The sequence below is a fragment of the Clostridium tagluense genome (assembly GCF_003865095.1).
Classification (GTDB): domain Bacteria; phylum Bacillota; class Clostridia; order Clostridiales; family Clostridiaceae; genus Clostridium_AD; species Clostridium_AD tagluense.
Genome location: NZ_BHYK01000013.1, coordinates 1 through 14,109, shown reverse-complemented (window position 1 = coordinate 14,109; position 14,109 = coordinate 1). Strand labels below are relative to the sequence as shown.

The window sequence follows — 14,109 nt, the reverse complement described above, 5'->3', positions numbered from 1 at the left end:
CATTACCACTTTTGATAAATTGCTTAATAAATCTTTTAACTTGTATCGGTTTACATCTTTGATAGTGTCAATAAAAAAGCTATCAAAATGATTATTACATCTTGATAGCTTTTTTATCATTAATTAATCAAAGTATTTTTCTTACTTCAATAGTTCTTCATAATTATTTTTTACTATTTTAAATACAGTTTCACTGAATCCAGATTCCGACTTTAGCGACGGAAAACCTTTTAGTGTCTCATTTATAATTTCCTTTATCACTTCTAAATCAATCTTAGGTATATCATAATTATGCTCCTCTAATATTGGCTTATAATTATTTCTTGTAAATGATGTTGAATACCATGTATTTTCTAAGCCACTATTATTAAGAACTCCAGATAATCCTAAATTATTATCAAAATTTGGCGCTAGCCCTATTGGTTCCCCATCTTTTCTTAATATTCCAAAATTAAATGTATGTCTATCTATGTTATAGCACAATGCATCCATAAAAGTAATATTCAAAAAATCTTCTATATAACCAAGTTCTTTTATAATACTTATAGAATCATCTATTTCCCAATACTCGCGAACAAAGCTGAACATTGGCTCGAAGTCCACTTCGCAATTATTAGTAAAGTCTTTACTCTTAACTAATGCTCCATCTTCTATAGCTTCATATTTAACAGCATTGAATCCTAAATATATAGCAATATTTGCTATTAATACTTCCGCAAAATTCTCCTTATAAGTACCCTTTTTTATCATATACCAACATCCCTCAATGAGTTTCCAACACTTCTCAAAACTTCCTATGTTAGTTAATTCAGGACTTATATCTACATCCTTAAAATTTATTTCTGTAGCATTACCGTATAAAGCAATAGTATTTAGTCCATCAGATAACCTACTTCTCACGTCATTATAAGTTATATCTTCATCCATCCATTTTAACCAATAGCTATCCGTAATACTTATAGCTCTAGCTTTAATAACTATTTCCTTAGGAACCTCTGATCTAACACTTAATCTACGCCTTACTTGCCTTGAGTTTGTCCTATGAGTGTCTATAACTCTAGTTTGTAGCCATGCTTCTAATGACCCTGCATTCTTATTTATCATTATTACTGGTAATAAATTGTCATCCAAAGACTTTATGAACTCTGTGTCTTTTATTTCAGCAATTTGTTTGTCCTTATACATCAAATATCCAGTAAAATTATATTCTTGATTTTTTGAATATTTATTTGCTATGTTTATTAAATCTACTTTTTTCATATAATTCCTCCATGATTTAATCAATATTATAATTCTCTTATATTATATTATAACCAAGCTTTGCATTTTAAACAACGACTAATCCAGCACTTAATCCAACCCCACTTATTTGAAAATAGGAAGACTTTAATAAAATAGCTTAATTTTCATGTAAAAAAATCACGCTAGGATAAGCGTGATTTTTTTATTAAATATATAATTCCCTGTATTATCTTTTATCTTTTTTCGACCATATTTTTAAACCTATAAGCAATCCAGCCCCAATTGTAGATGCAATGCCTGTATATATGGCTACTTTACCTTTGGTTGTTTTATTTTTTGGAGTTTTAACTGTGTTGTGATAATCTTCCATCAAATTTTCATACTGTTTCTTGTTGATATTTCCTATACCTATGCCCATAACTTTACAATTCATAGCTGCAAAATAATTAATTTTTTCTGCTATGTAACAGTTAAATGTATGTATTTTCTGAGGTGTTGAACTTCCATCATTCCATAATTCAACTCCAAATAATTCTTCATATATAAATTGATGTTGAAAAACAACTAAAGAGTAATTACCCCGTTTTGAGTGATATATATTGATATATCCATTTTTTGCAATTAGATTGTCAATATTTCCTTTGTATAAAACTAAAATATTCTTGGATGAATTTTCATTCTTGATCTTATCGAATAATTCTCTGCCATCAAATGAATAAAATAATTCAACACTAGTTATATTATTTTTCACTAATGCTAGTTTGATTACCTCAATATATGAATTAATGTATTGTATATCTTCTGGAAGTTTATTTTTATAATCATTTATTACATTTTGAGTTTTTTTATTAAATATACCATTGATAAATTCCATTTTTATACACCTCTCTTTTTCCTTGTCAGTTTTGTTAGTCTTATTAGTTTATCATATTTTGCCCTATTTGTTTGTTTAACATAAGATATATTTTTTTAAATTTTATAAAATACTTTAGAAATTTATAGTTGCTATTTTTACAAAAAAATAAAAAACTATCTAACAACACCGCAACTATAAGCACTATAAGGCTAGTTATACCAATGCTTTGAAGTGATTATTTTATACCCAAAGCCTAATTTAAAACATCTCAGGTATTAGCTTATTTTCAAAGAAATCTACATCTTTATAACCATCAACAAACTTATTTTAAAAGGAATTTTCTTTATGTTTTATTTATATTTTTATAAAATGGAAAAAGGGAGCTAATTGCTCCCTTTTAATTATAAATTACCTTCTCTTTATTTAATAAAGATTTTCATTGCAGTTATTATTTTGTGCATTATTATAAAGAATACCCATAATAATTTAAGTCTATATTATTAAAATAACATATAAATGAGAAATTTTGTTAAAAATATTTAGGTTTCATATGCCTATATCTTATTCTTTAAATAGCAAACAATTTACATCCTTACTCGTCTTCTCCAAGTTGCCTTATATATTCGTATTCTTTTACATACATTAATCTAATTTTTGTTTGTTCTTTACTTAAAGTTTGAAACGCTATCTTATTACCTTGTGTTTCAATTAAATCTGCCTCCATTAAGCTATCATCTTCAATACTGATTCTAAGTTTATATGTATTAGCTACATTTTTATCCCAAGATTCCAGATGTACTGTTTGCATTATTGTATTCCCACATTTTGAACACTTGATATATAATTGCTGCTGAATTTTTTCAAAGGTTACTTTATTGTTATCGCACTGCTTGCACACGATAGTTCTCTTCATATATAACCACCTCACTACTTATATGTATTAAAGCAGAGATTTAGTACCGATGTGCAATTCAAATCCCTACTATGGCATGAGCCACAGCAATGCCTTCTTAAACCTATTGGGTAAATCTGAAAAATGTCCACCATCATTCCATTCCAATATAAGATTTTCTTTGAATTCAAGCTGCTTTTCTAGTATGAGAGCAGCTTTACGTGTACAATTACCTACTTTAGCCATGCGCTGATTTCTGCTATGTTCCTCACTTCTTCCAAGAGACATATACACACGGCTATTTGCATTTGCTGGCATGTGAGAATCCATAAATTCTATCCATCCATCATACCACAAAGAACCAGACATGCTGCCTATCTTACCAAAGGCACTAATTGTATAAAGGCCATACAATGCAGTAAGTCCCCCTAAAGAATACCCGATAAGTGCAGTATTTGATGGCTCCGGTCTTGTTTTATAATGCTCATCTATAAATGGTTTGATTGTATCTGCAAGAAAATTAAGATAGCTTGCTGCACCCCCTTTAAAAGACCCACTCTTTTTTGTTAAAGGAGGCGCAGTCCATGGCGTAAAATTCTCATTCCACTCTTCCACCATAACACTTATGGCAATAAATGCACTACAATCTACTCCAAAATGAGATTCCAAATCCCCCATTATCTCCTGTATATTGTCTTCACCATTTATATATACAACAGGATAACTCACATCATTTATGTAGTATTTCGGTGGTAAATATAATGTACACTCATACCCTGCTATAGATAAATTTTCTATATTACCTTCCATGGTTTCACTCATTACTTATGTTTAGTGAGACACTGTATACTAAGTATGTAAGCCCACTAAACTCTCACTTCCTTTCTATATCTCGTATAGCACAGGCTACACTGATTGATTTTACTTGATTACTACATAGAATACAATGAATATTTCCGCTAAAAATTTCTACTCCAAACTGTCCAAAAAACAATAAAAACCCCTAAATTCAAGGGTTTTCATTTTAACAAGCAATGATTTCCTTAATCATAAACTCTTTTCCACTTAATATCTCCCAGTGCTTACTTGTGCACTTTGGACATACATTATTATTCTCAATGAGATTAAAAACCTTATTGCACTCTTTGCAAATACCATTGCCCGGTAATATCTCAATTTTCAATTCCGTTTCTTGCAACATGGTACCATCTATTGCAGCTGGATAACAGGCTTCAATATATCTAGGGATCATTGATGATAGCTCACCAATTTGAAGAACCAATGTCTGGATTTTTGTTACTCCATTTTTTTGTGCGAAATTTTCAACAGTTTTAACCACTTCCATCAAAACTCCAATTTCATGCAAATAAACTCACCTCCCTTGTCAAAGAATAAGAACGGAAGAACGCCCGCTCTCCCGTCTTTTACCCTAAAAAACATTAATTATTCTATGCTATGTCTTTATTTTGAAAATATTTTTTTTACATTTTTCATTGCAATTTTTCCTTGACGCTTGATAACATGTTTTATAACTGCAGGTCTCATATCCTTAAAATCTACACCAGCGCTATCATATTTTCTTACCAATGAAATTGCATCAAATTTGCATTTTGTAGTACAAACTCCACAGCCTACACATTGGTATTCATCTATAACCGTAGCCCCGCATCCAAGGCAGCGCTCCGTTTCCTTCTTTATTTGTTCCTGCGTAAATGTAACACGCAAATCTTTAAAGGTTTCTTTTGACTTGCTTCCATCCACGTGAAGTGCTCTTTGCCTTGGCAAGCGGTCATAGCCATCCATGTTTAAGTTTTCTTTATCAAGAGCATGGTATTCTCTCTCTCGACATATTGTTAAATTATCTCCATGAACATAACGATGGATTGAAATTGATCCTTGCTTTCCCAGTGCAATAGCATCTATAGCAAACTTAGGACCTGTTAATGCATCTCCGCCAGCAAATACATCTGGCTCACCTGTTTGGAAAGTGATTGGATCAGCTTTTATTGTCTTATTTGGATTTAATTCTATTTTGGAATCTTCTAATAATCCGCCCCACTCCATTCCTTGACCAACTGAAATCAATACATTATTTGCCTTAACAATCTTTGTTGTATTTTCATCGAATTTAGGACTAAATCTTTTATTTTCATCGAAGACAGAAATACATTTTTTAAATTCTACACCCACAACATGGCCATCTTCATGAAGAATTCGTGTTGGACCCCATGAATTGTTGATAGCAATGTCTTCTGACAAGGCTTCTTCAATTTCTTCCGGAAGAGCAGGCATTTCTTGTCTATTTTCTAAACAATACATATCTATTTGCGTGGCACCAACTCTTTCTGCAGTTCTGGCAACGTCAATAGCAACATTTCCTCCACCAATTACAATTGCTGGACCTTCCATTTTCAGATCTTCACCAAGACTTACTTTGCGTAAGAAATCTACACCTGTTATTGCTCCAAAAGCACTTTCACCATCAAGACCTAGATTTCTACCTGCTTGAGCACCAATTGCTACATAAAATGCTTTGTAGCCATCTTCTCTAAGCTTAGATAGGGTAACATCCTTGCCAACTTCAACTCCTGCTTTAAACTCTACTCCTAATTCCTTCAAACTGTCTATTTCTGCATTTACTACTTCTTTTTCTAGTCTGAAGGAAGGAATTCCTAGGGTTAACATACCTCCAAGCTTGTTTTGCTTTTCAAACACTGTTACCTTATATCCTTCAACCGCTAGAAAATAAGCACAAGAAAGTCCTGCAGGGCCTGCACCAATTACAGCAATTTTCCCTGGTCTTTGTGCACATTTTTCAGGTACAAAACGATGCTCTGATTTTAATTCTTGATCTGCAATGAATTTTTTAATTTCATCAACAGCAAGGGCTTCATCTACACCCGCTCTTGTACAAGCATCCTCACATTTTCTTGGACAAATACGTCCACAGATTGCTGGAAAAGGATTTTCTTTCTTTATAAGTTCTAGAGCTTCACTATACCTTCCTTGAGATGCCATCTTGATATAACCTTGAACTGCTATGTGAGCTGGACACTCAGATTTACAGGGGCTTGTTCCACCATCCTCAACAAATTTACGATTACGATAATTAAAATTCCACTTATCTTTTCCCCACTTCGTATCCCTTGGTGTATCTTTTTCCTTAGGAACTTCAATAGGTTTCTTTGTACATAAATTTTGTCCTAGTGTTGCTGCACTTGCTTGGCAATTTTCTACACACTCTCCACAAGCAACACATTTATCTTTATCAACTACTGCTACATAGTTTGACCTAGACCAATCAGGATTTTTATATAAAGTTGTATTTCTTAGTCCAAAACATCCACATCCACAGCAGTTACAAATAGCAAGAGCATTTCCTGGTCCTGATAAATTTGGAATAGAATGTACCAATCCCTCTTTTTCAGCATTCTTGCAAATAGTAATAGCCTCTTCCCTCGTAATTTTTCTCCCTCTTCCTGTACGGATATAGTACTCAGCTGCTGGTCCAACTTGAATACACATTTCTTCAACTGTATGTCCACAACCTTGACCAATAATTCTCATAGATGTACGACATGCACAATCCGCAACAGAGAAAACCTTATGATTATTAAGAATGTGTGCTGTTTCCTCATAAGAAGCCCTTCTAGTTTCCCCTTCAATTGCACTTTCAATTGGGATAACTCTCATTACACCAAGCCCAATTGGAATATTTCCTGTCATTAATGCACCTAATTTTCTCGTATACTCTTCAAAGCACTCACCAATTACGGGATACTTTTTAACATTTTCCTTGTTTGCAACCATGTATTCCATAACACCAGGAACAAAAAGCTCAAGGAAATAGTGATCCTCACCGTTACTTTCTTCTACTTTAATTACACCATCAACGGCCATTTTAAATAGCATTTTTTCTACTTCCCTCACAGGTCTACCGCAGAGCTTAGCAATTTCTGTTAGGCTTTTAGGTTTACGAATCTCCAGTTTAAGTGCTATTTCTGCCATTTCATCAGTCATAACAGGTTCCATAATCCTATATTCTGGGTCTGTTGGTTTTACTTTTACTATCCCGCCAGTAATTCCAGCTGCAATCTTATTGGCTAGTTCAAGTACTTTTTTCTTTACCACATTATTTCCCCCCCCCAAATTTAATCCCTTATTTCATATAATTATGGGTGCTATTTTTCATTCCAATTTTTTACTTCTGTACGTATCCACTGTGTCCATTCATCCATTCCCTCACCTTTTTTAGCAGAAATGGGGATAACCTTAATATTTGGATTCAATTTTTTTACACGTGCTTTCACTGCTTCCAAATCAAAATCAAAATAACCTATTGCATCCATCTTGTTAATTAATAAAACGTCTACAATGGAAAACATTAAAGGATATTTTAGAGGTTTATCATCGCCTTCTGGTATACTTAAAATCATGGCATTTTTTGATGCACCAGTGTCAAATTCTGCTGGACATACCAAGTTTCCTACATTTTCTAAAATAGCGAAGTCAACGTCTTCTGTTCCAAGGCCTATTAACCCTTGCTTAGTCATATCTGCATCTAGATGACACATGCCACCTGTGTGCAATTGAATTACTTTTGCACCGGTCTTAGAAACAGTATTAGCATCAACATCTGAGTCAATGTCGGCTTCTAAAATACCAATTCTCATTTCATCTTTTAAAGCTTCAATAGTTCTTAAAATAGTTGTTGTTTTACCCGAGCCTGGTGATGACATTAAATTCAATAAAAAGGTCTTGTCTTTTTTCAATTGTTCCCTAAGCAAATCCGCCTGCTTGTCATTATCTTCAAACACACTTTGTTTGATTTCAAGAATTTTATATATATCCAAATCAGTACCCCTCCATTTTATATTAATTTTTTTCTCAAATCCTTATAACTCTGGTCAAGATAAGTATTTATTGTACAACTTCTTCTAAATATTTTTCAATAGACATATAAAAGTAAATCATAACAGCCGACTAAAAATAAATTAGCCGACTGAGATAACTTACCTTTGTATTTATATTGATTTAGATCATTTTATACCTTTTCAACAAATCTCCAATAACTGTTCCAGAAACCATCTTCATTGTTTTTTCATTCATAAATTTTTCCATAAATGGAAGGTTCAATTCAGTAATTTTTTTTCCATCCATCATTTTTACTGTAGAATCTAAGAGTCGACGTACATCATAGCATGAATCAAATACCTCTGGAATACCACGATCTATGTCTAGCAATGTATAAACTGCCTCCATAGCTGTTCTAACTGAATACTCGGTTGTAAACACTGTGTCACGAGGTGTGTCAGCAAACTGACCAATGAAAGCAAAGTTTACGCAGCCCTCAGGTACAACCTTAGGTCTATCACCTTTTGCTCTTGGCATAAAGAATGCAGTAACATAAGGCATCATGCAAGGGATAGAGATTGCAGATTTTGTAGCCATATCATGAATCTCAGATTCAGGCACACCCATATGATAAAGCCATTCCTGGGTAATTTCAACGCCCGTACATTCTCTCATTGGTTTCTTTATATAATTTCCTGGAATCTCGGAGAATAAACCATATACCCAAACTACTAGCTGATCTTTTGGTTGAGATTTAAAGTGAGGTTGTCTATTTACAGTATAGCTCATAAGCCAATTTGAGTCTTTTACAGTAATGATACCACCTGAAACAACCTTTCCGCTAAATGGGTCACGTTTGCAAATTTTCTCAATATATGGAGGAATTCTATCATCAAGTGTGGTAATTGTAGAAGATTCCCAGAATGTTTCTTCTGTGCTAGTACAGAATTTATCAGGATGACCGAAAGCTGGGTCTTGTTTCGCAATATTTCTCCAAAGCTGCCAACAACCACCTATAGATTTATCAAATTTTGGTGCGTGGTTTTGATCACCTAGGGTAGAATTTTCTGTGCAACTTCCATTAGTAACAAATACTAAATCATTTTTAGTAAGTTCTATAGTTTCTTCCTTGTCCTTATGTTTATAAACAATTTCCTTAGCAAGCTTTTCGCCATTTTTAATATCAAAAATAACATTTGTTACCACCGTATCATATTGGAACTTAACGCCATGAGCTTCAAGATATTTTACCATTGGTAGAATTAATGACTCATATTGATTGTACTTTGTAAATTTCAAAGCAGATAAATCTGGAAGGCCGCCAATGTGATGAATAAATCTCTGTACATAAAGCTTCATTTCCAATGCACTGTGCCAATCTCTGAAAGCAAACATGGTTCTCCAATAAAGCCAGAAGTTAGAATTAATAAGTTCCTCTGAGAACACATCAGAAATCTTCTTATCATATAAATCTTCATCACGACTCATAAATAGTTTAACAAGTTCCATAGAAGCTTTCTCACTTAATCCGAACTTTCCATCAGTATGAGCATCCTCACCTTTATTCATCGTTACTCTCTGCAAAGAATAATTTGGATCTTTTTTATTTAGCCAATAAAATTCATCTAAAACAGAAACATCTTCCGTCTCAATAGAAGGAATAGAACGGAACAAATCCCACAAGCATTCAAAGTGGTTTTCCATTTCACGACCACCACGAATAATAAATCCCTTTTGACTATCATTAATACCATCGCAAGCTCCACCAGCGATACTAAGTTCTTCAAGAATATGAATATTATCACCTTTCATTTGACCATCACGTACTAAAAAACATGCAGCTGCCAATGACCCGAGTCCAGCTCCAACTAGGTAAGCAGATTTTTTGTCTACATCAACTGGTTTTAAAGGACGTGCAAATGCTTCATAATTTCCATTGCTATAATACATATCAAATACCCCCTACAAACTAATATTCTTAATAACTTGATTATAAAAAAAAATTTGGGACATCACAATAGACAATAAATGCATTTTGTCTAATTATAAGTAAAATACTTGTGCTTATATTTACTCTGCAAGCGTTTTGATTTCTTTAAATTCTTTCAAATCTGTATAAAGTTCACCAAGATAAGGATTTCTCTTTGTCTTAACTACTTTGTAAATCATGTAAACAAATACTGCTATATTTACAACTAGTGCTATGAAGCTAAATGCAAATAGTGCCCCTTTATTGTAAGATGACGATACGACAAAAGCACCCTTATCAATAAAGGCTGGGAATGTCTGTGCAAACATACACCATATAGCCAGTGTTTGTGCACGATGCTGTAACCATGCTCCTTTTCCCACTGTAAATGCACAGAGGGTTGGTGCTAGTAACAAAGCAAGACCGCAATACCAAGCATGTCCCGGAAGACAGTTATAAGTATAAGCAAAATTCCATAAATCATAGGCTATAATCCAAAACCATAGCATATCAGGCCACAACATATCCTTGCTGCCATCTTTTGAAGTCTGTTTTTTTATGCAAATTCCAAACCACCCGGTTATAGCAATGATGTTTAGAATACCCGCTATACCATTCATAAAATTCCAGTTACCACCAAGTACATACATGGCTTCATCTGCTAGAGTCCCCCCACCAGCATACTGAATACCAACTTGGAAATCACGTATTACTGCCTCCATAATGTTAATTGCAAGAATAAGAGGTGGAAAACATAATACCCATTTTTTATCAGATAATCTCCACTCTTTACCTGTTAATTTATTTTTCCCCTTAAGGTGCCTAATGCACCAAAATCCTATACATCCAGCTGTAGACGAATACACCTTTGCTAAATGGAACCAGTCTGTATAGGTTGTGTCACTTAATACCGTAAACCATAATATTGAAAGTACTATTGGTAAAACAACAAAACTGAAGAAACCAACATACTTAAATCTACGAGCTACTTCATTAAAGGCAAAGAGCGCTACGAAAACAATTATCCAAACACCCCATACACTTAATGCTGATGCCCCGTTGGCATAGTTGAAATTAAACATATTATCCCCCCTAATATAAATATCTAGTGTTTTATATATCTAGTATTTTATATATCTATTGTATAATTTTTGTCAATTCCATTTCAATAGACAAAAAAATGAAAGTGTCTATTTTATACACTTTCATTTATCTAAAATAATTATTCTTTTATTTCTTCTTCAAATGCAAGAACAGAACGAGGAATACTTCCGGTTATCATGGTCAATAGCTTTTTAAGGAGAATTTCGGGTTCTTCTTCCATGCCTTCACTTACCCAGTCTATAATTAGCCCATTAAACACATGTCTATAAAAATTAACGATGAAAACATGATCTTTATCCTTTAGTTTTACTGGGGTTTTTTCAACACACTCATCTACCACATCATCCAATAATCTGGTAGAAAGATTTGTAAAGTAAGTATTAAACTCATACCAATAAGAAGAGTTATATACATGTAGAATCATTTTAGAGTTTTTCTTCAGATAATTCATTGTAGCCAGGAAACCGCCTCCCCAGGTTTCAAAGGTTCTGTTTTGAGCAATGTCTGTTGATAATTCCTCAAAAAATATAAATTTAAAAACGTCCATGATATCAGTAAAGTGATTATAAAAAGTTTGCCTGTTTACATTGCAATGTTCACAAATTTCCTTTACTGTAAGCTTATCTATAGATTTTTTGGTTAATAATTGTTTAAATGAGTTAATTATTGCAGTTTTAGCATTCTTTTTCATAGTCTTCTCCTCTAATACAAAAGTAGATTTTATCTTTTTTCAATTTGAATAATGGAAAAGGTTACCTATAAAGGATTATAACATCAAATGTACATTAATTAAATATATTAATTACTATTTTTTACTCATTTACCAGTTTAATATTTTGCAAATACGTTTTCCTATACTACCACAATGACTTTTCCTTGTAGAAGGTTTATGTTTAAAAACTATGAAACTCAAAGACAATCACTTTTCATGTCATCTTTCTCCTTCCAAATACTTGAATGTTTTTTCTTTTTCATAAAACTATTTTTGAATTAATCCGAAGGCAATTTTACTGCGCCTGTTAATTTCCTGGATCTCGAAGGCACTAAATGGTGACGACGGAACACTCTCACTAGCCTACTCTGGTGTTTTAAAAAAAAATTAAAAAAAACAGTTGACAAAATTTCTTGTTGTAACTATAATGAGTACAACAGCAGTCGTAATCAAGTCAGTTACATTAAAAAATATAACTTAATGATTAAAATTAAAATTGGAGGATGATAAATATGAAAATAGCAATTATAGGTGCAAATGGAAATGTAGGTAAGGTGATTTTGGAAGAAGCCCTAACAAGAAATTATGAGGTTACAGCAATTGTTCATAATAAAGCTAAATATATAAATAAGCAAGGTAGTTTAAAAATAATTGAGGCAGATGCATTTGATGAAACGAGCTTAGTAAATGCAATAAAAGGAAATGACCTTGTTATTAGTGCTTTTGGTCCAAAGTTTGGCGCAGAAGATAGTTTACTTTCTGTTACAAAAAATTTAATAAATGCAACAAAAAAAGCTTTAGTACCTCGACTTATGGCTATCGGTGGAGCAGGAAGTTTATATGTGGCTCCTGGCCTTAAATTAGGTGATTCAGAGAACTTTCCTGCTGATTGGAAACCAATTAGCTCAGCACATACTAGTGCCTTAGAACTTTATAAAAATGAAAATGAACTGGACTGGACAGTTTTAAGTCCTGCAGCCCTCTTTGAATCTGGGAGCAGAACTGGAAAATACAAGCTTGGTAAAGAGGATTTAATTGTAGATGATAAAGGCGCAAGCAAAATTTCTTTTCAAGACTATGCACAAGCTCTTCTTGACGAAGCTTCAAATCCAAAATTTTCTCGCCAAAGATTTACTATTGGATACTAATATTTTAGGAGGTATAAAAATATGAAAAATAAAATATATTACGTTATGGATACAATGTGTGGATGGTGCTATGGTTTTAGCGATGTTATTACTAGAATCCATAAAAATCATAAAGATAAATATGACTTTGAAATCATACCTGGAGGTATGTGGATAGGTGATGAAGTTAAAACCATGGACACTCGTCTAGGTGAATTTATAAAAACTAGCAATGTTAGAGTAGAGGCCTTAACTGGTATACACTTTGGTGAAGGCTTCAATAAAAATGTATTAGATAGCAGTGATAGAATTCTTGATAGCTTGCCAGGTGCAAAAGCAGTGGTTCTCTTTCAAAAATTAAATAAAGACATGTCCTTTGATTTTGTAAAAAAAAATACAGGAGGCCTTCTTTGTAAACGGAGAAGACATGAATGATATTTCTATCTATAGCAAAATTGCCGAAAGTTTTGGTGTTTCTAAAGAAGACTTTGAGAAAAAATTTCTTTCAGAGGAATTGATGGAAGAAACTTTTGAATACTTTAAAAAAGGAGAAAAATTAGGAGTACAGAGTTTTCCAACGATTATTCTTGAAAAAAATAATAAACAAACAATAATAGCACAAGGCTATAGCAATTTTAAGGGACTTGATAAAATTCTATTGGAAGGATAAGCGTCTATGTGATAGTATTGTTTGTGTATAACTCCTAATAGAAAGTTGAAATAATTTTAAATTAGGATTCATAAGCAATAAATAGATAAAAAGGGGTTTTGGTCATGAAAATAAGTAGTCGATTCCCGGTAGCAGTCCATATATTATCTATTCTATCCATTTATGCAAATCCATTGCCCACTTCAGATATGATTGCAGGAAGTGTGAATACCAATGCAGTGGTAATTAGAAGAATACTTGGAATGCTTAAAAATGCAGGTCTTGTTGATATGAAACGCGGAACTGGCGGTTCCTATCTCACTAAACATATTGAAGATATAAGTTTATTAGAAGTATACAAAGCGGTAGACGTAGTTGAAGATGGTGGTTTGTTTCAAATTCATCCAAATCCAAATCCCAATTGTCCAATAGGTGCAAACATTCAATCTGTTATCGAGGTCACTTTGCTTAGTGCACAAGAAGCAATGGAAAACGCTCTAAGAAAGGTTACTATGCTTGATGTTGTTGGCGACATTAACAAAAAAATTCAATAAAAAAATGAAAATCTCAACTTTAAAGAGCCTATAAATAATTTTGTGTAACTAGAATAAAAAGTACTCTTTCTTGGCAATAATTGAGATAAGCTAATTATCAAATATTGTAAGGAGGAGTATTTTTATGTCAGATATTTCTAAAGAGATTTT

The 14,109-nt window shown here is 32.9% G+C and carries 14 protein-coding genes; 4 read left to right on the top strand and 10 right to left on the bottom strand.

What is annotated here, in order from left to right:
- Positions 1-141 precede the first annotated feature (141 nt).
- From Ctaglu_RS12595 to Ctaglu_RS12550, 10 genes are all read right to left on the bottom strand, one after another.
- Positions 142-1,260, bottom strand: a complete 1,119-nt coding sequence (locus tag Ctaglu_RS12595) for a HipA domain-containing protein (RefSeq protein WP_125002171.1) — start codon at positions 1,258-1,260, stop codon at positions 142-144.
- A gap of 208 nt (positions 1,261-1,468) precedes the next feature.
- Positions 1,469-2,116, bottom strand: a complete 648-nt coding sequence (locus Ctaglu_RS12590) for a hypothetical protein (RefSeq protein ID WP_185732699.1) — start codon at positions 2,114-2,116, stop codon at positions 1,469-1,471.
- A gap of 574 nt (positions 2,117-2,690) precedes the next feature.
- A complete protein-coding gene (locus Ctaglu_RS12585) occupies positions 2,691-3,011 on the bottom strand; it encodes a hypothetical protein (protein WP_125002167.1) in 321 nt (106 codons plus the stop codon).
- A gap of 69 nt (positions 3,012-3,080) precedes the next feature.
- Positions 3,081-3,800, bottom strand: coding sequence for an alpha/beta hydrolase (locus tag Ctaglu_RS12580; RefSeq protein WP_125002165.1), 720 nt, complete (start codon positions 3,798-3,800; stop codon positions 3,081-3,083).
- Between the two features lie 214 nt (positions 3,801-4,014).
- Complete coding sequence (locus Ctaglu_RS12575) at positions 4,015-4,356, bottom strand: hydrogenase maturation nickel metallochaperone HypA/HybF (protein WP_125002162.1); 342 nt, start codon at positions 4,354-4,356, stop codon at positions 4,015-4,017.
- A 95-nt stretch (positions 4,357-4,451) separates the two neighbouring features.
- Complete coding sequence (locus tag Ctaglu_RS12570) at positions 4,452-7,121, bottom strand: FAD-dependent oxidoreductase (RefSeq protein ID WP_125002160.1); 2,670 nt, start codon at positions 7,119-7,121, stop codon at positions 4,452-4,454.
- A gap of 50 nt (positions 7,122-7,171) precedes the next feature.
- Positions 7,172-7,843, bottom strand: coding sequence for a hydrogenase nickel incorporation protein HypB (gene hypB, locus Ctaglu_RS12565; RefSeq protein WP_125002158.1), 672 nt, complete (start codon positions 7,841-7,843; stop codon positions 7,172-7,174).
- A 181-nt stretch (positions 7,844-8,024) separates the two neighbouring features.
- A complete protein-coding gene (locus Ctaglu_RS12560; protein WP_125002156.1) occupies positions 8,025-9,794 on the bottom strand; it encodes an oleate hydratase in 1,770 nt (589 codons plus the stop codon).
- A 120-nt stretch (positions 9,795-9,914) separates the two neighbouring features.
- Positions 9,915-10,895, bottom strand: a complete 981-nt coding sequence (locus Ctaglu_RS12555) for a DUF5692 family protein (RefSeq protein ID WP_125002154.1) — start codon at positions 10,893-10,895, stop codon at positions 9,915-9,917.
- 140 nt (positions 10,896-11,035) lie between these two features.
- Complete coding sequence (locus tag Ctaglu_RS12550; protein ID WP_125002152.1) at positions 11,036-11,608, bottom strand: TetR/AcrR family transcriptional regulator C-terminal domain-containing protein; 573 nt, start codon at positions 11,606-11,608, stop codon at positions 11,036-11,038.
- A gap of 533 nt (positions 11,609-12,141) precedes the next feature.
- On the opposite strand from Ctaglu_RS12550, the gene Ctaglu_RS12545 reads away from it, so the two are divergent.
- The 4 genes from Ctaglu_RS12545 to Ctaglu_RS12530 all read left to right on the top strand — a co-directional run bounded on the left by Ctaglu_RS12545 (position 12,142) and on the right by Ctaglu_RS12530 (position 13,959).
- Entirely contained in the window at positions 12,142-12,777 is a 636-nt protein-coding gene (locus Ctaglu_RS12545; protein ID WP_125002150.1) for an NAD(P)-dependent oxidoreductase, read from the top strand.
- A 21-nt stretch (positions 12,778-12,798) separates the two neighbouring features.
- Entirely contained in the window at positions 12,799-13,191 is a 393-nt protein-coding gene (locus tag Ctaglu_RS12540; protein WP_125002148.1) for a hypothetical protein, read from the top strand.
- Positions 13,184-13,426, top strand: coding sequence for a thioredoxin domain-containing protein (locus Ctaglu_RS12535; protein ID WP_125002147.1), 243 nt, complete (start codon positions 13,184-13,186; stop codon positions 13,424-13,426). Before Ctaglu_RS12540 ends, Ctaglu_RS12535 begins: the two co-directional genes overlap by 8 nt.
- A 104-nt stretch (positions 13,427-13,530) precedes the next feature.
- On the top strand, positions 13,531-13,959 hold the full coding sequence (locus tag Ctaglu_RS12530; RefSeq protein WP_125002146.1) for an Rrf2 family transcriptional regulator: 429 nt from the start codon (positions 13,531-13,533) through the stop codon (positions 13,957-13,959).
- Positions 13,960-14,109: the final 150 nt, after the last annotated feature.

Bases quoted from the DNA above. Each gene is read 5' to 3' on its own strand.
- Ctaglu_RS12595 (WP_125002171.1), bottom strand. From the start codon at position 1,260: ATGAAAAAAGTAGATTTAATAAACATAGCAAATAAATATTCAAAAAAT.
- Ctaglu_RS12590 (WP_185732699.1), bottom strand. From the start codon at position 2,116: ATGGAATTTATCAATGGTATATTTAATAAAAAAACTCAAAATGTAATA.
- Ctaglu_RS12585 (WP_125002167.1), bottom strand. From the start codon at position 3,011: ATGAAGAGAACTATCGTGTGCAAGCAGTGCGATAACAATAAAGTAACC.
- Ctaglu_RS12580 (WP_125002165.1), bottom strand. From the start codon at position 3,800: ATGGAAGGTAATATAGAAAATTTATCTATAGCAGGGTATGAGTGTACA.
- Ctaglu_RS12560 (WP_125002156.1), bottom strand. From the start codon at position 9,794: ATGTATTATAGCAATGGAAATTATGAAGCATTTGCACGTCCTTTAAAA.
- Ctaglu_RS12555 (WP_125002154.1), bottom strand. From the start codon at position 10,895: ATGTTTAATTTCAACTATGCCAACGGGGCATCAGCATTAAGTGTATGG.
- Ctaglu_RS12550 (WP_125002152.1), bottom strand. From the start codon at position 11,608: ATGAAAAAGAATGCTAAAACTGCAATAATTAACTCATTTAAACAATTA.
- Ctaglu_RS12545 (WP_125002150.1), top strand. From the start codon at position 12,142: ATGAAAATAGCAATTATAGGTGCAAATGGAAATGTAGGTAAGGTGATT.
- Ctaglu_RS12540 (WP_125002148.1), top strand. From the start codon at position 12,799: ATGAAAAATAAAATATATTACGTTATGGATACAATGTGTGGATGGTGC.
- Ctaglu_RS12535 (WP_125002147.1), top strand. From the start codon at position 13,184: ATGAATGATATTTCTATCTATAGCAAAATTGCCGAAAGTTTTGGTGTT.
- Ctaglu_RS12530 (WP_125002146.1), top strand. From the start codon at position 13,531: ATGAAAATAAGTAGTCGATTCCCGGTAGCAGTCCATATATTATCTATT.